This window comes from Virgibacillus dakarensis, assembly GCF_900155625.1.
Lineage (GTDB): Bacteria > Bacillota > Bacilli > Bacillales > Amphibacillaceae > Lentibacillus_C > Lentibacillus_C populi.
Map to the genome: position 1 here is coordinate 1,315,423 of NZ_LT732554.1, position 17,950 is coordinate 1,333,372.

A 17,950-nucleotide genomic window follows, 5' to 3' on the forward strand; every position below is an offset into this window, starting at 1 on the left:
AGTTGTGATGAATTTCACATATAAACGGATTGAAGTGATTTATGATCAATTATGAAATCATTATTTCAGTTGCAAAGGAGGAGGAAAATGAAAGTTAACAGTATTATTTTTATCGTTGGTTTTCTTGTTGCGTTTACCGCCGGTTATTTATTTTTTGGTAGTGATAACAGTTCTGCCAACAAAGATGAACAGCCTGCTGAAACGCAAAATTTATCAGATGATGAGGCGTCAGCAGATGATAATCAAGCAGCAAGTGACAAGTCAACAGCGAAGTCTGAAGAGGGGGATGCAACCGTACCAGCCGAGGCAGCACCGTTAAGCAGAAATAATTGCCTATCCTGTCATGCGATTGAATCACTTGGAGCTAAAGGTGGTACAACAGGTCCAGATCTTTCGAACGCGTTTACCGAGGTGGAAGGTAAACATGGCAAACCACTAGAAGAATTTTTAAAAGAGCCCACATCAGCTGTAATGTCAGGTGTGATTGGGGACAATCCATTAAAAGATGAAGAAAGAAAAGCGATTATTGAAGCGTTGAAAAAAGCTGCTGAAAAAGGAGGTCAATCATAATCATGAATGCCAGTTTGACGAAAGTCTTATCAGGAATAATTGGAATTGCAGCAGGTTTATTGGTTGCCTTTCTGGTCTTTGGCAATACAGGATCAAGTGATATGGCTACAACCAATAAGCAAAATAAATCGAACGCTGAAAAGGTGTATGTTCCACCTGGAGAACATGATGAATATTACATGATGGCATCTGGGGGCCATTCCGGACAACTTTTTGTTTACGGACTTCCATCCATGCGCTTGATCCGTCAAGTTCCTGTATTTAGTCCAGATCCAGCCACAGGTTATGGATTTGATGATGCATCAAAGGAAATGCTTAATGGCTACAAATGGGGGGATTTTCACCATCCAGCCATTTCCGAAACCGAGGGGGAATATGATGGGCGTGCATTGTTCGCGTCAGATGTCGGAAACAACCGGGCAGCATACGTTGATTTAGAAACGTTTCACACAACCGATATACTAGAAATTCCAAACGTTTCTGGTCCGCACTGTGCAGCATTTGTTACTCCAAATACGGAATATTTATTTCTACCAACACGTTTTAGCGTACCGATAGGCGGAGAATATGCCGAACTGGATGAGTACAGTGAGAAATACAAGGGCGTTATGACAGCAGTGAAACCGGATGTCAAAAATAAAAAAATGGATATAGCCTTTCAGGTAATGCTGCCACCATGGGCTTATGACTTATCGGATGCTGGTAAAAAGCTATCAAACGGATGGAGCTTTCTTTCTACTTATAATACAGAAGAAGCAACGACAACGTTAGAAATCAATGCATCGCAAAATGATCGTGACTATATCGTGATGTTTAACTGGAAACAAATTGCCAAGGAAGTAAAAGACGGTAATTTTACAGAAGTAAACGGTGAAAAAATGTTTGACCCTGCAAAATATCCTGGATCGGTTTATTTAGTTCCCGTTCCGAAATCTCCTCACGGTGTAGATGTCACCCCAGATGGTGAGCATTTCATTGCCAGTGGGAAACTTTCACCTACGACATCGATGTATAGTTTCGAAAAAGCGCTAGAAGCCATTGAAAAAGAGGATTTCCAAGGAGAAGCGAAAGGACTGCCAATTCTTAACTATGATAGTGTCATTGATAAGGAAGTTGAAGTTGGTTTAGGGCCGCTTCATACACAATTTGATAATAATGGAAATGCTTATACAACGCTGTTTATCGATTCACAAGTGGTGAAATGGAATCTGGAATCTGGAAAAGTTATTGACAAAGCAGAAGTAGCCTATTCCCCAGGTCACCTGGCAGCTGTGGAGGGTGATACAGCAAATCCTGGTGGAAAGTGGCTTGTATCGCTGAACAAAATTGCCAAAGACCAGTACCTCTCTGTTGGTCCGTCACATCCGGAAAGTATGGATCTGGTTGACATAACGGGTGAGAAAATGGAACTGGTAGCAAATGCACCATCACAGCCAGAACCGCATTATGCGCAAATTATTAATGCAGATAAGATTAAAACAACGGAAGTAATGGATAAAGATGAAAAGCGCAAAAATGCTGTCTGGAGTAAAGATGAAGCTCATATCGAACGCGATGGCGATGAAGTGCACGTTTATGGTGTTGCATTTCGGTCCCGGTTTGTATTTGATGCACAGAGTGATAAGCCGGATGTCGTCAAGGTAAAAGAAGGTGATACGGTTCATTTTCATATGACAAATATTGACCGGGATGAAGATATTACGCACGGTTTTGGGATCAATGGTTATAATGAAAACTTTGAAGTACAGCCGGGCGAGACAAAAACACTCACGGTAAAAGCGGATAAATCAGGAACGTTCCCAATTTACTGCACCAACTTCTGTTCGGCATTGCACCAGGAAATGACCGGATACCTCCTTGTGGAACCGAAATAGTGACAGATCGTCAGCAATTTGAGACACATAGAGGTGCAGTGAAATAAACTGCACCTCCCAATCAACATGTCATGATGAAAGGGATGAGCATATGGGACGAATTAGTTTCAAGGGAATGCTGGGGTTAGTTCTTTCCGCTATTTGTTTTGCCGTATCCATATTTTTCCCTTGGTGGGCACTTCGGCTAACTGCTCCACAATATAAGGAAGGATTATATATGTGGGTATATCCGTATAAAATGGAAGGTAATCTCGATATTATCAACAGTTTGAACCATTACATCGGCATGAAACAGTTCAGTGAAGCAACATTTCCAGAGTTATCATATCTCAGTTATATTGTTGGTGGCGTAGCGATTTTAACGCTTGTCATTGCTATCAGCCGAAATCGCACATTGCTTGCCGGTTGGACAGTGATTATTCTGGCACTGGGTATTGTCGGTATTTATGATATTTATCGCTGGCTGCACACGTTTGGTGCAAATTTATCATCTTCTGCTCCTATTGAAGTTGACCCGTTCACACCACCAATCTTTGGCACAAATCAGCTAGCAAACTTTGAAACATTCTCATTTTTTTCATACGGAGCAGGTTTCGCAGGGATAGCTATTTTTCTCTTGCTTGTCGTTCTTTGGAAAGGAAAAGAACGTCATGTATAGACGGATGATTATTATCGTGTTTACAGGTTTATTTTCCATGCTTTTTCCGAAAACGCTGCTGGCTGAAGAAAGCGAATCAATTCAAGCATTACTGGAAAAAGCAAAGCCAGGAGATACGATACAACTCGAAAATCGTGTTTATCAAGAGGATGTCGTAATCAACAAGCCTGTTGTTATCAAAGGTGCTGGCAACACCGTTATAAAAGGAAGTGGAGATGGAAATGTTGTCACGCTAACACATGATGGAATCACACTGGAAAATGTAACAATTAAAAACAGCAGTTCTATCCTTGATAAAGACTTTGCAGGAATTAAAATTTATTCGAATGACAACAAGGTGATGCATATACGGATTGAAAACAGCCTTCATGGTATTTATTTAAGTGAAAATAAAGGGAACAAGCTGATTGACAATACCATTACTGGTGATCAAAAGCGGAATCAGTCGCGACGGGGAAATGGCATTCATTTGTTTCATTCATCAGAAAATGTCATTAAAGGAAATACCATCGATTCAGCACGAGATGGGATTTACTTTTCGTTTGCTGAACATAATCAAATAAAACAAAACACCCTAACCGGCAATCGTTACGGACTTCATTATATGTACTCGGATCAAAATACATTTTACCAAAACGAGTTTTTTGAAAATGTTGGCGGTGCAGCTATCATGTATTCGGATGATATTGTGTTAAAAGAAAATCGGTTCCATGATCATTATGGTCTGCAATCGTTTGGCGTACTTCTGCAAACAGCCAATAATGTAAAAATGATCGATAACCAAATCAATTTTAACCAAAAGGGAATTTTTATGGATCAATCCAATCGAAATGTTTTAAAGGACAATCAAATTATAAATAACCGGATTGGAGTCGATGTATGGTCGAGTTCGGTTGATAATATATTTTCGGAAAACAGGATTATCGGAAATAATCTTCAATACAGCACAAATAGCGGCAAGGACGCTAACAATTGGAGTGAAGCGGGAATTGGAAATGCATGGTCTGATCATACGGTAGTAGATTTAGATCAAGATGGAATTGCCGATAACCCTTATCAATTTACCTCGGCTTTTGGAGAAGTGCTTTCTAAACAGCCGCTTGGAACGTTATTTCTGGACAGTCCGGCTTTGGGTCTCTATGAAAAATGGAATCAACTAATTGGAACAGATACCAGCAATATAAAAGATCCGTATCCAGTCAAAGTAAATCAATTGGCTTTTTCGATATTTCCATTTGGATTAATAATCATTTTATTGACGATAGGTGCTTTGTGGATAGGACACAAACGGGCAATACAGGTATGGGGAAGGGGGAGATAAAATTGGTGATGATCGTAAAAGAGTGGAGAGAATATCACCGTAGTTCTTTGTTGCTTATGACAGTTGGCCTTGTAGTACTGTCAGCATGGTTTGTTGTATTTCAATATCATGGTATGAACGTCTCTGTCTCATTTCGTACAGGTCTCGTGCCAATATTTCAAACTTCATTGTACTTTTTGCCGCTTCTGGCTATCTTTTATGGAGCGTTTTCCATGGCATTGGAAAAAAGCCAGCGAACGCTGCCGATTCTGTTGGCTAGAGGCATGACGGTTCCACAATTCGTATTGCGTAAATTCGTCTCTCTTTTTTCAGTATTTTTGCCAACCATAACGCTTGCCTATCTCATTGCAATGATTCCTGCCAAAATGGTTTTTGAGAATTTTGATATAAGAGAGTTTGCTGTTTTTCTGTTCTCAGTACTACTGTTGAGCGCTATTTTCATTACGATTGGTATTTTACTAGGCACAATCATTAATCAAAAAGTGACGCTGGTCGGATATATTATCGGCGTATGGCTAGTGTTAATTTATTTAGCTGACCTGTTGCTCATGTATTGGCTTCCGTCTGTTGCGATGAATGAAGTATTCATGTTTTCCGTCATTTACTTTTTATCACCAGTCCATGCGGTCCAATACTTTTTGTTTGTTCAGCTTCATATTTACCAGCTTTCTGATTTAAGCGCCGTATACGAACAATTTATTTTTGAATCGCCTTGGCTGATTCTGCTGGGAAATACGGTATTGTGGATTGGCATGTCTATGTGCATATCTATTTATATATTGAAGCGAAAGGGTGTTACCCATGATTAAAGTAGAAGGTGCAACCCAAATATATCGTTTGCAAACGATCTTTGACGAAGCAAACTTTGTCATCGAACGAGGTGAGCGTATAGCAGTTGTCGGAAGAAATGGGGCTGGGAAGACGACATTATTACATGCATTGGCAGGTTTTACCCGATTGAAGAAAGGCACGATAACAATTGACGGGAAGCGTGTATACCATCCGGGGGCATGGAATAACAAGCTTTCTTATTTACCCGAAAAATTCCAGCTATACGCACAGCTTTCGGTGGAAGAAAATGTACAATATTTTGCTGATACACTGCGATTGCCCAAAGAAGTTGTAAAGCAGTCGCTTACACATACAAACATGTGGGATCATCGAACAAAACGGATGACACAGCTGTCCAAAGGGATGCTGCAGCGGGTAGGGTTAAGTATTGCACTTATAGGTGAGCCGGAATGGATTATTTTAGATGAGCCGACATCGGGACTTGACCCTTTTGGGCGAAAAGAATTTCTCCGGCTTTTGGAGCAGATTGATTCAGAGAGGCAAACGCTTTTGTTTACAACACACCACTTTGATGAAGTAAAACAGCTGGCAACACATGTGCTCTATTTGCGTGACCGTACAGTAAGCAAAATGAATTCTGTTGATTTTTTACACCAGTTCGAAGGGAGCATGTCGATATGTGGAAATGGGTAATGTTGATCATCATAACGATTGGATTGTTTGGTTGTTCCCAAACAACTGAAGACCAGAAAGGAAATGACGATGAAAAAGACACGCAGCAAGAAGACCAGTCAGTATCTGTGGCAGAGAAGGCAAATTCTGACACGATAGTAGCAAAAGTGGCTGACCATGAAATAACAGGCGAAGACCTCCATTATGAAATGAAGCGACTGGCGCTGATTTCCAAGTTGCAGGGTGCCGAAAAGAAACAGGAACAGCCATCTTCCCAAATAGCGATCCAGGAATTGATCCGCAATCATATCATTCATCAAATCGCGCAGGAAGAGGGAATAACAGTTGATAAGTCCAAGCAGCAAAAACGTGCTCAATCTGTTCGTCAGGATGTTGAAAGCAGTGACGGATATACTGATTTAATGCAGGGAATTGACGAAGAAAAATTCTGGTCAAGAGAAAAAGACCGATATGAAATCATATTGGAAGCAGAAAAACTCATTACAAAGCTAATGGATGGCGTGCAAAAAAAGCACCCGGATTACAGCAAACAAGCATTAAAATTTGACGCCCAAAAGGAATTGGAGGAAATCATTCAAGAAGAACTAGCAGAAACAAATGTAGAAATATATGATTAAAGACAGTGGGAACATGTAGAGCCCAAAACTTGTTTCGCTAATATTCACAGGCTTTCACTAAAGTTCACGCTAGTCTATTTAACCTGAATTCCCGGAATGTATAACGATGAAAACCTCATGAATCTCTTTCGTGCCAACTGTTAAGGGATTTCTTATGCCTCGTTACACTTTAGAAAGTATAACGAGGAAATGCAATACTACCCAAATGTATCATTGTAGAAAACTGTTGATTTGTCAGCCTACACAAGATGATGGCTACCAAATATATGCTACCTCGTTATAAATGGTGGGAATCCAGGATTTAACGGACACGTCAAAAGATAATCGTGTATATTTTAATTTCAGAAGAGGAAGTGTTTATTATGGGGAAGCGCGTGTGCCGGAATGCATAAAGTATAATTCAATATTTTAATCGTTGAGGAGGGGAGAGCTGCTTGGCAAGTAGCACGTGGAATGGGGTTTCGTGATTCTACTGTATGTAAGTGGGTTTCCAACTAGTGGAATTACCAACATGTCGCGGAAAACATACGTTAAGCAAATTTCGACATAAAAGAACCATATTTTTTATACGCCAAGACTGTTATAGGTGTAACAAAACTTATTTTTTCCTTATTATCTGAACATAGATAAAGAGATAAGTTATGAAAAATCTCATAAATCCTTTAGTAACAAGGCGTTCAGTAACTTTCTGGAACACCCCCTTAACGAATGTTTTCAGCGTTTTGCTGGTAGGACACCTATAAGTAGATTAAACTAATTCAAGAGGTGGTACTTATTAATCTTGAAAGGGGGAATATTGTTATCCACGATTAAATAGTCTTCCGGAAGCAATCATAAAACCCGGGGAAATAAATGATATCTCGCCGGAAATGAAAACATCAATGGGGCATCATAAAGCCGCCGATCCAAGTCAGGAAGCCGCCGATCGGAGTCGAGAATCCGCCGATCCAAAGTAGAAAGCCGCTGATCCAAGTTGGAAAGTCGCCGATCGGAAGCAGAAAGCCGCCGATCGAACGGGGAAAGTCATCTATCTCACCCTGCCCGCCGCCACACCCATTTCCGGATCAACTGATTCACAACTTCAGAAAACATCAATCCAATTGCAATACCGCCAGACAACAGCATCACTTTCGCTGACAATTGAACCGCGGTGTAATAGTCATTTTCGACAAAGTTGCGCATGGCATCATACGCACTTCCACCTGGTACAAGTGGTATAATTCCGGACACGATAAAAATGATGATCGGGGTTTTATACAGCTTGGCACAAATTTGGCTCAGGGCACCTACTAACATCGCTGCAAAAACTGTTGCGGGAACAACATCCATTCCTTGCTGTACAAGTAAAAAGTAAAGAATCCAGCCAAACATGCCAACCAGCCCGCATTGAATTAAGGCTTTTCTTGGTGCATTAAATAAAATGCCGAACCCGGCTGCTGCAATGAAGCTGGTAAAAAGCTGTGCAATGATTGTCATGTTGATTCTCCTTTTGGTTGGTGAAGTATTTTGGAACGTAATATGAGAGCGGCGTTCGAGCATCGACCCGAGAGCGAGAACATCGGTCGTATTCGAGTAGATATCGACTCGAGTGTGCGAATATCAGCCCGGGTGCACAGGCATCAACCGGTTGATTGCGGGTATCAGCCCGATCACTCCAATCATCTACACGAGTGTTCAAACGTCAATCTACAATACCCCAAAAACTACTGCAATGCCCGCACCGATTGCGAATGCAGTCAGCAATGCTTCTACGCCCTTCGATACACCCGCTACCAAATGACCGGACATTAAATCGCGTACAGCGTTGGTGATAGGCAGGCCTGGTACGAGCGGCATCACCGCGCCAATAATAATTTTGTCCAGTTCCACTCCCAGACCACTATAGATAAATCCAAATGCCAGTAGCCCAATTACAAGCGAGGCAAAAAATTCTGCAATAAATCGAATTTCGACAAGCCGATCACAGCCTAACATCGCGGCAAATCCCATCCCACCAACAATAAATGTCGGGATATAATCAGGCCATGTTCCGCCAAACATGATAGTAAAGCTGCCGCTGACAAATGCTGCTGCAACAATTTGCATCCAGCTCGGAAATGTTAGCTGAGTATGATCAACTTTTTTCAGCATTGCTAATGCTTCAACAAGATCCACGCTGCCAGCTGTAACTTTCCGTGATATATCATTAACATTCGAAATTTTATGTAAATCAGTTGAGCGTTTGGAAATGCGAATAAAAGTCGTTGATTCAGCAACATCAGTCGAAAAATTGATGCCGGTTGGGGTTGCATAGCTCTGTGCATCAGCCAACCCATAAGCCGCTGCGATACGATTCATGGTATCCTCGACACGATAGGTTTCGGCACCACTTTCCAGCATAATTTTCCCCGCAAGTATACACACCTTAGAAATCGAAACCGGTTCATGCACTCGTGTTTCACCCCGCAACTAAAGAAATCTGTACTAATCCATGCCAATAGTATAATGGCAAATGACCCGGATGAAAAGAATAACAAGTCAAGGAGTACTCCCGCATGACGTTACTTTATTTATGGAGGATTAATTGAAGATCACGTCGTTCATGCCCATGCTGAGTTACTGAAAGATGACTTTTCCTCCGCAATCGGTCGTTCATTCCCCTGCTGAGTGACCCAATGATGACTTTTCCTCCGCAATCGGTCGTTCATTCCCCTGCTGAGTGACCCAATGATGACTTTTCCTCCGCGTTCGGTCGTTCATTCCCCTGCTGAGTGACCGAAAGATGACTTCTTCTCCGCGTTCGGTCGCTCATTCCCCTGCTGAGTGACCGAAAGATGACTTTTCCTCCGCGTTCGGTCGTTCATGCCTCTGCTGAGTTACCCAATGATGACTTTTCCTCCGCGTTCGGTCGTTCATTCCCCTGCTGAGTGACCGAAAGATGACTTCTCCTCCACAATCGGTCGTTCATTCCCCTGCTGAGTTACTGAAAGATGATTTTTCCTTCGCGTTGAGTAGTTGATTAATTTCTGGTATGTGTAATGCCCGGGACTTTTACAGATCGCCATTACATTTAAATCAGTAGTCTAAAAGTTTAATAAAAAACGTGCTACTGTATAATTTTAGTAGCACGTTAATATAAAAAATTGCATTCTTTCAAATCAAAGGAATGCTTAATTCTGGTCATACAAAATTGTTTGGGCAATCCCTATAAAATACTCCGATTCATCAACAATATGGTCAATCACAACTTTTGCCGTCTGATTTCCGGAAACAGCTTTACTCTCCGTCTTAACTTGTCGGCAAAATTGGATAAAAGCAACACTTTCCTGCAAGCAGAATGACACAAGGTCAAGTACCTGCTGATACAATTGCGGTGAAACTTGGTTGTTGCTTCGAATGACCGACTCCACAAAACGGGTTACATGCTGGTGTGTCGTATTCAATACATCCTCCCATCGTTTAAGTGCATCGACAAATTCCTGTTCCAGATTCTGCACAAGCTCCCGCATGACCACAGTATGCTCTGCTTCCTGCTGCTTCCAAAACTCCGCCTCATCCAGTACCCGAAGCGGCATCTGACTTCCGTAATAATACTGCACCCGACTATCCCTCCAATGTAAACAAATGATGTCTAATAATATGTATGCTGGAGAAAAGACAATCATGTTTAATATCTTACAAACGGAAAAGTGGGAAAATCGATAAAACCAGGTTTACAAAATTACGATGATATAATAGGATATATGTGTGAGTACTCACTCATTTAAAATGAAGAGGTGAAAATAACAGGAGTTTTTGGCAGGAACATCAGCCGGAAAGCAGGAACATCTGCGCGAAAGCAGGAACATCAGCCGGAAAGCAAGAACATCAACCGGAGAGCAAGAACATCAGCGCGAAAGCAAGAACATCAGCCGGAGAGCGAGAACATCGTCCCGAAAGCAGGCACATCAGCCGAAAAGCGGGAACATCAGCGCGAAAGCAGGAACATCAACCGTAGAGCGAGAACATCAGCGCGAAAGCAGGACATCAACCGTAGAGCGAGAACATCAGCCGGAAAGCGAGAAACATCGCCCGGGAAGCGAAGCCAACACATCAATCGAGCCGCGGAAATATCAACGCAAAACGGGGCGCCTGCCGTTAGGGTTGTATCTAAAAACAGAAGAGGGAGGTAACGCACTATGTCATCTTTTATCAATTTAAAAGGCATCCAGCAAAGCTTTGATGATGAGACGGTCTTGGAAAATATCGATCTTACCATACCAGAGGGGCAGCTTTTTGGATTGCTTGGGCCATCGGGATCGGGGAAGACAACACTCGTTAAAATTATGATTGGACTTTTGAACCCAACAAGCGGGGCTGTTCTGATTGATGGTAAGCAGATGCCGTCATTAAAAGCAATGCAGCATATTGGTTATATGGCTCAATCAGATGCTTTGTACGATGAATTAACCGCAAAGCAAAACCTTGACTTTTTTGCGTGTATTTACGGGGTTCCAAAAAAGAAACGAAAGGAACAGATCAGTCAAGTTGCAAAGGTTGTCAATCTGACCGAGCATCTTGATAAAAGGCTGGAGCATTACTCGGGAGGGATGAAGCGACGGATGTCATTAGCCGTAGCACTTTTGCATGAACCAAAACTATTGATTCTGGATGAGCCTACTGTCGGGATTGATCCAGTCCTTCGTGCCTCCATCTGGCGGGATTTGAAGGAGCTGCAAAAGCAGGGCACAACGATTATTGTGACGACACATGTGATGGATGAAGCCGAAAAGTGTGACAGTCTGGCATTGCTTCGAGATGGTTATATCATCGCACATGGAAGTCCAGATGAATTAAAAGAAAAAAGTGAAACAGAAACATTAGAAGCGGCATTTTTGTATTTTGGAGAAGGCAAACAGGTGGAGGTGTAACACATGCGGATTCTTGCGATTGTCAAACGGATATTTCTACAGTTTAAAATGGATAAGCGCAGTCTGGCACTATTATTCATTGCCCCATTATTTGTCCTGACGCTGCTGTGGGTTGTGCTGGATATGAAGCAATACGAACCAACGATTGCCGTAACGGATATACCAGAAAAATTCCAGACGATTCTGGACGATGAGGATGTAACCGTCAAAGAAATGAATGATGTAGAGGCAAAAGAGGCATTACAGGAAAATACGATCGATGCGCATTTGACTTGGGATGGGAAACAGCCACAGTTAATAATGGAAGGAAGCGATCCGACAGCAACAAGGGTTGTCCAGCAAGTATTAAATCAGGCTGCCAAACAAATGAATCCGAATACGCTGGATATGGACGTTGATTTCCTGCATGGATCAACTGATTTAGAACTTTTCGATAATATTGGACCTGTTTTAATCGGTCTGTTCGTTTTCTTTTTTGTCTTCCTATTGAGTGGGGTCTCCTTTTTACGCGAGCGTACACAAGGAACGCTGGAGCGGCTTTTGGCAACGCCGTTAAAACGCTGGGAAATTGTCGCGGGCTATCTGGGTGGATTTGGTATCTTTATTATTCTGCAGTCAATTATCATCGTCCTCTATTCTGTTTATGCATTGGGTATGTATATGGATGGTTCCATTTTTGCCGTATTGTGCATCACTTTCTTACTGGCGATTGCCGCCGAAAGCTTGGGGACATTACTTTCGGCATATGCCAAGAATGAATTCCAAATGATCCAGTTCGTCCCAATTGCAATCGTTCCGCAAGTATTTTTTTCCGGGATTTTTCATACGGAGCAGGTCGAGTGGATTGATGCAATCGGTAAAGTTATGCCACTGACGTATGGCGGTAATGCACTTAAGGAAATTATGATCCGCGGTCAGGGGCTCACGTCCGTTATGGGAGACATTTGGGTATTAATCGGCTTTTCACTGGTGTTTATTTTGCTGAATGTAGTAGCATTAAGAAAACACCGCAAGTTATAATAAATGCTAGGAGAAGATAACATGTCAGATAATCCATCAGCATCCCGTTCTATGACGGAGGTGCTTCGGCAAACAGAAAAAATGACATCAAAGCAGATCAAGATTCTGGAAGCAGCCATTGAACTTATTGCGGAAAAAGGGTATTCCGCTACATCAACAAGTGAAATTGCCAAACGTGCTGGTGTAGCAGAGGGTACGATATTTCGCCATTACCGGACCAAAAAGGATCTGCTTTTATCCATTGTCAATCCGGTAATCATCAATTTTATGGCACCGGTTTTTGCCGAGAAATTTGTTGACCAAGTATTCCATGAATCCCATACAAGTTTCGAGGATTTCTTGTATCTGTTTATTAAAAATCGTTTTGAGTTTGTCCAGTCCAATGTTCCACTCATAAAAATAGTGATACAGGAATTAGCGTTTCATCCGGAAATCCAGGCTGCTTTTAAAAAAGCGTCGCTTGAAAAAGTATTTCCGGCCATTGACCAGACGCTAAATGTATACAAAGAAAAAAATCAGCTGAAAAACATACCGAATGACAGTATCATGCGGATGATCGCCCCAACGGTCATTGGGTTCCTGCTTACACGTTTCATTATACAACCGGATAAGGACTGGGATGATGATGCAGAAATCAGGCGGACCGTTGAGTATATTTTGCATGGTGTTGGGAAGTAGACTTTTTTACGGGGGTATAAACAAAACACATGTACAGGAGATTAATGCATGTAATGGCGATCGCCCCCTAAAGTCTAATCAGTTCTGGTTTTCCTAAATGATGGTTTCCCCTGTAATGAAAACTACTCCATTGAAATACTATCCTCCATTTGCGAACGTCCGACATTTTTCGATATAATCAAATTCAAGACATGACTAGATGATGGCATAATAGCAACACTCGAATACATACATTCAGGAGATTTTTATGTTTAATTATATCGATCTTTCCATTGCATTTTTAATCGCACTAATAGCAACCTTTCTTTTAACCTATCCAATTAAGAAGCTGGCGATAAGAATTGGCATTGTGGATTTGCCGAATGCGCGAAAAATCCACAAGTATGTTACACCTCGATTAGGTGGTTTGGCGATCTTTCTTGGCGCGCTTTTCGGAGCGCTTTATTTGCAGCCGCATCATCCACATTTACCTGAAATTTTACTTGGCGCGATCGTTATTATTATCACCGGTATGCTCGATGATAAATACCAGATTCGGCCGGTCGTAAAGCTGACAGGTCAGCTGATTGCCGCTTCCTTTTTAATTTCATCGGGATTAATCATTGAACGGATTACCATTCCGGTTTTTGGCCTAATTGACCTAGGCCTTTTTTATATGTAAAGAAAGTATAAAATTTGAGGCGCTATTATGCGTACAGCAGAGCAGGCCACGTCCGGCTCCAGCGCCCAGCGGCTAGTATGCTTCCTTCACCTCCGTACGATAAGTCAACATCGACTCCCTCTGGTCGTCGTGTTTCCTTTATCTCCTACGGCTCAGTCCAGCATATACGCCACTAAACGGGCGCTTGCGCCTTTGTTCGTGTGCTCGTGACCGTTTTGTGGGTTGTCGGGATTACCAACGCAATTAATCTGATTGACGGTCTCGATGGTCTCGCAACAGGAGTAACAACGATTGCCCTCACGAGTATGTTTATTATGGCAATCATCGATGTCCAGGTCATAGCGGCTTATTTGTGTATTGTGCTTATTGGTGCCAATCTCGGGTTTTTATACCACAATTTTTACCCAGCAAAAATATACATGGGGGATACGGGCTCCAATTTTCTTGGCTACATGATCGCAGTTGTCTCCATGCTCGGTTTGTTTAAAAATATTGCTTTATTTGGTTTCATTATCCCGATTATCATCCTCGCTGTACCGATATTTGACACGCTTTTTGCTATTGTCCGGCGGGCATTTAATGGGGAAAATATTATGATGCCTGACAATAAACATATTCATTATCAGCTCCTGAAAAAGGGCTTCAGCCACAGGCAGGCGGTGTTGATTATCTATGGCTTTAGTGCGTTATTTGGTGCAATTGCGATTTTGCTTTCCAATGCCACCATTACAACAGCACTGGTTGTTATCGTTCTTGTGCTCGTTTTGTTCCACATTCTCGCGGAACTTGGTGGGTTGGTAATGAACGGGAAGCGGCCTGTGATTGATTTGGTTGGGAAGGTGTTTAGGAGGAGGAGAAGGGATTGAATGTATCTCCTTATAAATTAGTGCCTATACGCTTGTGTATAGGCACTAATTTACTTATGAAATCGTTACTTCACTAGTAGCAGCATTTTCATCAATTAAAACAATTTTTAGGCCCAATGCTTTTGCTAACTTTTCAAGTGCATCCAGATGTGGGATGACAGCCTCGTTTTCAAGACGAGCGATTGCCGGTTGTTTAATTAAACCTTGTTTGTCCTCCTTCCTAAGTTTTTAAGTGACAATATATAGGATGTGACGCTATTTCAATGGGAGTGTGGAAGTGCAACCCCCAATTTAAGTAGAACAATTACGAAATTTATGGCAGTCAAGAGTTTATTAAGCTGAATAAACCAGCTATAACATACGTTCTATTATTAATTGAGGGGTCAAGAACAAGGGGACATGTAATAAGTGGAACGTAATGATACGCTTGATTTTATTAAATTCTTTGCAATCTTTTTCGTTGTAGCCATTCATTCAGGGACATTTAAAGGCGTTGAATTAGGAGCCGTACAAGGCGATGATGTTGACTTTGCAATTGATACATTTGCACGTTTCGCAGTTCCGTTTTTCTTTGTCGCTTCGGGATATTTGTTTATGCAAAAAATGAAGGACATACAGGAAAAAAACAAAAGGTCTGCTTCAAAAAAACAGCTTACTTATTTAAAAAAATATTTGATAAAATTAGTAAAGCTCTATTTTGCATGGGTTATATTTTACTTTATGTTCGCTCTGGCAATCAATGTTATCGAAACAGAAAAAACAAGAGAAGCAATGATCCCCATGTTAATTGACTTTATTGCAAGCTTTAAATTGGAGTCCATACTTTATTATGGCTTAGATTGGCCGCAGTATCATTTATGGTTCTTGCTAGCATTAATATGGGCCATTCTAATTCTATTTGTTTTTTCTAAAGCTAGATTACTCAAGGTGTTATTGATCGTAAGTTTGGGATTAAATATTTACGGCCTATTCGGCCAATCATACTCCTTTCTTTACGAGGCACCCCATAAAACGAGAGATGCATTGTTTTTTGCGTTATTTTATGTAACACTTGGTGCAATAATGGCAAGGTATTATCCAACTGTTAAATCAATAGCAGATAAAATTCCAACGAAAGAGTATGTGTTGGGGGTTGCCTGCTTATCCGCCCTTCAGGTTGTTGAGGGGTTCATAACATTGCAAATATATGATGGTAAATCGGAAAACTACTATATCACGACTATACCATTATTAATTGTATTGTTCTTATTTGTTATTAAACATAGCCGCATTGGCAAAAACTCACTTTTTTCTAAAATCGGAGCTAATGCAGTAGGAATCTATGTGTCACATGTGTTTATCATGGAGTCGATTCGTATTTTCATGCAGCGATTGGGATTGACGGCTTTTGAGGATACGGTTTTATGGAAATTGGTCTTTACACCAATGGTCTTTATTATGGCCTATTTCTTTTATAGCGGGCTGCAAAACGGTAAAAAAATTGTACAATCTGCAGGAAAAGAAAAGACTTCGACCACAATAAGAAATCGGGAACTGGAATATCAACAAAGGGGAGGGTAGCATCTGCCGCGCTGCAGGGATCTGCCTTCTTAAAATTTTTTCTTTTATGTACCACCATTGTCTAGTGCAAACCTGATTTCCTGCCTTCAACCGTCATATCCCGACAAAAAATTCCCCTCTATTAAACAAAATAATCATACGCGCCAATTTTTCTTATCCTTTCGCCATTATCCTGCAAACAATGCAAATTGCACTCCTGTCCACACTTTGATATAAAGGGATAATAGAAAAAATCTCACAAACGAGGAGTTCAATCATGGAAGAACGACAGAAATTAAAGAAGTCATTGAAACCGCATTGGGTCTGGGCGATTGCGTTAGGTTCATCAATTGGCTGGGGTGCGTTCGTACAGCCAACCGTCTGGATGAAGGACGGGGGTCCACTTGGGGTTGTAATCGGGTTTTTAATCGGGGCAGCGTTGATGATGCTGATCGCTGTCAGTTATGGATTTTTGATCAAAAGTTTTCCTGTATCAGGCGGAGAATTTGCCTATGCCTTCGTTAGTTTAGGCCGTACACACGCATTTATATGTGGCTGGTTTTTAACACTCGGATACATTTGTATCGTTGCCCTCAACGCATCTGCATTTGCATTAATGTTCAAATTTATTTTCCCGAAACTTATTAAAAATCTGCATCTGTATCAAGTTGCTGGGTGGGATGTATATGGAATGGAAGTGATCATCGCCTCATTAGTGTTGATCGTATTCGGCTATCTCAACATTCGTGGGACAGGCCTGACCGGTCGCATGCAGTTTATTTTTTGCGTGATTATGCTTGCCGGGGTACTGGCAATCACACTTCTAATCGGTGGAAACCCGGGGACGTCACTCGCTGATATCAAGCCATACTTTCCGTCAAACACATCAACGTTTGCAGCGATCATTTCCATTGTTGCAATTGCGCCATGGGCATATGTTGGTTTCGACAATGTGCCACAGGCGGCAGAAGAATTTAATTTTTCTTCTAAAAAAGCGTTTAGCTTGATCATCCTGGCGATTCTTTTTTCAGGGCTGCTATACAGTTTTATGATCATCGCTACGGCAATGGCGCGACCATGGGAGGCGCTTGTTGCTGAAAATAATCTCTGGGGTGCAGCGGTAGCAGTCACAGATGTTCTCGGCACGTTGGGCTTAGTAATCCTGGTTGTTGCGCTTAGCATGGGGATATTTACTGGCTTAAACGGATTTATTATTTCATCCAGCCGTTTGCTTTTCGCGATGTCCCGTGCCAAAATTTTGCCTGAAGCATTTTCCAAGGTTCATCCTAAATACAAGACACCGTACGTCGGTATCATTTTTACCGTCATTGTTGCCATGCTCGCACCTTGGTTTGGTCGTGAAGCACTATTATGGGTAGTTGACATGTCATCGATTGGTGTTTCGATTGCTTATTTCTATACGTGTTATACCGCGTTCAGTATATTCAAGTGGTCGATGGACAAAGAATATAACCCGGCAAAACATGTTATTGCGCCAGGGAAAAAATTTATCGCGCTTATCGGGATGCTGGCGAGCGTCACGTTCATTGCACTTTTGCTTATCCCGGGTTCACCTGCATTTCTTGGAATTGAATCAAGAATCGCCTTGATTGCCTGGATTGTGCTTGGGGTTGTATTCTATCTGGCAAAACGGACGGAATTTAACAAGATACCGAAAGAAGAGTTGAATTATTTGATTTTGGGGAACAAGAAGATTGAAGTTGAGAATGAATAGGATCTGAGGAAAAGCCTCTGTTTGCATGGACAAACGG

The 17,950-nt window shown here is 41.6% G+C and carries 18 protein-coding genes and 1 pseudogene; 15 read left to right on the plus strand and 4 right to left on the minus strand.

Annotation, left to right across the window (positions count from 1 at the left end; all coding sequences use genetic code 11):
• Positions 1-87: 87 nt before the first annotated feature.
• The 7 genes from CZ382_RS16160 (at position 88) to CZ382_RS16190 (ending at position 6,525) form a co-directional block, all read left to right on the plus strand.
• Positions 88-570 (plus strand): c-type cytochrome, encoded by a 483-nt coding sequence (locus CZ382_RS16160; RefSeq protein WP_088052251.1) that lies wholly within the window; start codon positions 88-90, stop codon positions 568-570.
• A gap of 2 nt (positions 571-572) precedes the next feature.
• A complete protein-coding gene (nosZ, locus tag CZ382_RS16165; RefSeq protein WP_088052252.1) occupies positions 573-2,444 on the plus strand; it encodes a Sec-dependent nitrous-oxide reductase in 1,872 nt (623 codons plus the stop codon).
• A 91-nt stretch (positions 2,445-2,535) separates the two neighbouring features.
• The gene (locus CZ382_RS16170; protein ID WP_088052253.1) at positions 2,536-3,102 is read left to right on the plus strand and encodes a hypothetical protein; all 567 of its coding nucleotides are present in this window, start codon (positions 2,536-2,538) and stop codon (positions 3,100-3,102) included.
• Positions 3,095-4,423 (plus strand): nitrous oxide reductase family maturation protein NosD, encoded by a 1,329-nt coding sequence (nosD, locus tag CZ382_RS16175; protein ID WP_088052254.1) that lies wholly within the window; start codon positions 3,095-3,097, stop codon positions 4,421-4,423. The genes CZ382_RS16170 and nosD overlap by 8 nt, the downstream gene beginning before the upstream one ends.
• Before the next feature lie 8 nt (positions 4,424-4,431).
• Positions 4,432-5,232, plus strand: coding sequence for an ABC transporter permease (locus CZ382_RS16180; protein ID WP_235000507.1), 801 nt, complete (start codon positions 4,432-4,434; stop codon positions 5,230-5,232).
• A complete protein-coding gene (locus tag CZ382_RS16185) occupies positions 5,225-5,908 on the plus strand; it encodes an ABC transporter ATP-binding protein (RefSeq protein WP_088052256.1) in 684 nt (227 codons plus the stop codon). Before CZ382_RS16180 ends, CZ382_RS16185 begins: the two co-directional genes overlap by 8 nt.
• Entirely contained in the window at positions 5,893-6,525 is a 633-nt protein-coding gene (locus CZ382_RS16190) for a hypothetical protein (protein ID WP_088052257.1), read from the plus strand. Before CZ382_RS16185 ends, CZ382_RS16190 begins: the two co-directional genes overlap by 16 nt.
• 1,032 nt (positions 6,526-7,557) lie before the next feature.
• Here CZ382_RS16190 and CZ382_RS16195 read toward each other — a convergent pair.
• The 3 genes from CZ382_RS16195 to CZ382_RS16205 all read right to left on the minus strand — a co-directional run bounded on the left by CZ382_RS16195 (position 7,558) and on the right by CZ382_RS16205 (position 10,103).
• Complete coding sequence (locus CZ382_RS16195; RefSeq protein WP_088052258.1) at positions 7,558-8,001, minus strand: threonine/serine exporter family protein; 444 nt, start codon at positions 7,999-8,001, stop codon at positions 7,558-7,560.
• A 210-nt stretch (positions 8,002-8,211) separates the two neighbouring features.
• A complete protein-coding gene (locus CZ382_RS16200; RefSeq protein WP_088052259.1) occupies positions 8,212-8,955 on the minus strand; it encodes a threonine/serine exporter family protein in 744 nt (247 codons plus the stop codon).
• Between the two features lie 719 nt (positions 8,956-9,674).
• Complete coding sequence (locus CZ382_RS16205) at positions 9,675-10,103, minus strand: DUF2935 domain-containing protein (RefSeq protein WP_088052260.1); 429 nt, start codon at positions 10,101-10,103, stop codon at positions 9,675-9,677.
• Positions 10,104-10,299: 196 nt separating this feature from the next.
• Between CZ382_RS16205 and CZ382_RS16210 the strand changes: the two genes are divergently transcribed.
• The 6 genes and pseudogenes from CZ382_RS16210 to CZ382_RS16235 all read left to right on the plus strand — a co-directional run.
• Entirely contained in the window at positions 10,300-10,704 is a 405-nt protein-coding gene (locus CZ382_RS16210; RefSeq protein ID WP_088052261.1) for a hypothetical protein, read from the plus strand.
• Positions 10,683-11,414 (plus strand): ABC transporter ATP-binding protein, encoded by a 732-nt coding sequence (locus CZ382_RS16215; RefSeq protein ID WP_088052262.1) that lies wholly within the window; start codon positions 10,683-10,685, stop codon positions 11,412-11,414. The genes CZ382_RS16210 and CZ382_RS16215 overlap by 22 nt, the downstream gene beginning before the upstream one ends.
• 3 nt (positions 11,415-11,417) lie before the next feature.
• On the plus strand, positions 11,418-12,434 hold the full coding sequence (locus tag CZ382_RS16220) for an ABC transporter permease (protein WP_088052263.1): 1,017 nt from the start codon (positions 11,418-11,420) through the stop codon (positions 12,432-12,434).
• 21 nt (positions 12,435-12,455) lie between these two features.
• A complete protein-coding gene (locus tag CZ382_RS16225) occupies positions 12,456-13,112 on the plus strand; it encodes a TetR/AcrR family transcriptional regulator (protein ID WP_235000452.1) in 657 nt (218 codons plus the stop codon).
• 247 nt (positions 13,113-13,359) lie between these two features.
• Positions 13,360-13,773 (plus strand): MraY family glycosyltransferase, encoded by a 414-nt coding sequence (locus tag CZ382_RS16230; RefSeq protein ID WP_123057224.1) that lies wholly within the window; start codon positions 13,360-13,362, stop codon positions 13,771-13,773.
• Positions 13,774-13,970: 197 nt separating this feature from the next.
• Positions 13,971-14,639, plus strand: a pseudogene (locus CZ382_RS16235) (MraY family glycosyltransferase); the annotation flags it as partial.
• A gap of 54 nt (positions 14,640-14,693) precedes the next feature.
• Here CZ382_RS16235 and CZ382_RS24835 read toward each other — a convergent pair.
• On the minus strand, positions 14,694-14,837 hold the full coding sequence (locus CZ382_RS24835) for a helix-turn-helix domain-containing protein (protein WP_123057240.1): 144 nt from the start codon (positions 14,835-14,837) through the stop codon (positions 14,694-14,696).
• A gap of 210 nt (positions 14,838-15,047) precedes the next feature.
• Between CZ382_RS24835 and CZ382_RS16240 the strand changes: the two genes are divergently transcribed.
• Both CZ382_RS16240 and CZ382_RS16245 read left to right on the plus strand, forming a co-directional pair.
• On the plus strand, positions 15,048-16,199 hold the full coding sequence (locus CZ382_RS16240) for an acyltransferase (RefSeq protein ID WP_088052265.1): 1,152 nt from the start codon (positions 15,048-15,050) through the stop codon (positions 16,197-16,199).
• Between the two features lie 256 nt (positions 16,200-16,455).
• Positions 16,456-17,913: an APC family permease gene (locus CZ382_RS16245; protein ID WP_088052266.1), complete on the plus strand. Its 1,458-nt coding sequence runs from the start codon at positions 16,456-16,458 to the stop codon at positions 17,911-17,913.
• Positions 17,914-17,950: the final 37 nt, after the last annotated feature.

Bases quoted from the DNA above. Each gene is read 5' to 3' on its own strand.
- CZ382_RS16215 (WP_088052262.1), top strand. From the start codon at position 10,683: ATGTCATCTTTTATCAATTTAAAAGGCATCCAGCAAAGCTTTGATGAT.
- CZ382_RS16190 (WP_088052257.1), top strand. From the start codon at position 5,893: ATGTGGAAATGGGTAATGTTGATCATCATAACGATTGGATTGTTTGGT.
- CZ382_RS16160 (WP_088052251.1), top strand. From the start codon at position 88: ATGAAAGTTAACAGTATTATTTTTATCGTTGGTTTTCTTGTTGCGTTT.
- CZ382_RS16170 (WP_088052253.1), top strand. From the start codon at position 2,536: ATGGGACGAATTAGTTTCAAGGGAATGCTGGGGTTAGTTCTTTCCGCT.
- CZ382_RS16230 (WP_123057224.1), top strand. From the start codon at position 13,360: ATGTTTAATTATATCGATCTTTCCATTGCATTTTTAATCGCACTAATA.
- nosZ (WP_088052252.1), top strand. From the start codon at position 573: ATGAATGCCAGTTTGACGAAAGTCTTATCAGGAATAATTGGAATTGCA.
- CZ382_RS16225 (WP_235000452.1), top strand. From the start codon at position 12,456: ATGTCAGATAATCCATCAGCATCCCGTTCTATGACGGAGGTGCTTCGG.
- CZ382_RS16245 (WP_088052266.1), top strand. From the start codon at position 16,456: ATGGAAGAACGACAGAAATTAAAGAAGTCATTGAAACCGCATTGGGTC.
- CZ382_RS16180 (WP_235000507.1), top strand. From the start codon at position 4,432: ATGATCGTAAAAGAGTGGAGAGAATATCACCGTAGTTCTTTGTTGCTT.
- nosD (WP_088052254.1), top strand. From the start codon at position 3,095: ATGTATAGACGGATGATTATTATCGTGTTTACAGGTTTATTTTCCATG.
- CZ382_RS16185 (WP_088052256.1), top strand. From the start codon at position 5,225: ATGATTAAAGTAGAAGGTGCAACCCAAATATATCGTTTGCAAACGATC.
- CZ382_RS16195 (WP_088052258.1), bottom strand. From the start codon at position 8,001: ATGACAATCATTGCACAGCTTTTTACCAGCTTCATTGCAGCAGCCGGG.
- CZ382_RS16220 (WP_088052263.1), top strand. From the start codon at position 11,418: ATGCGGATTCTTGCGATTGTCAAACGGATATTTCTACAGTTTAAAATG.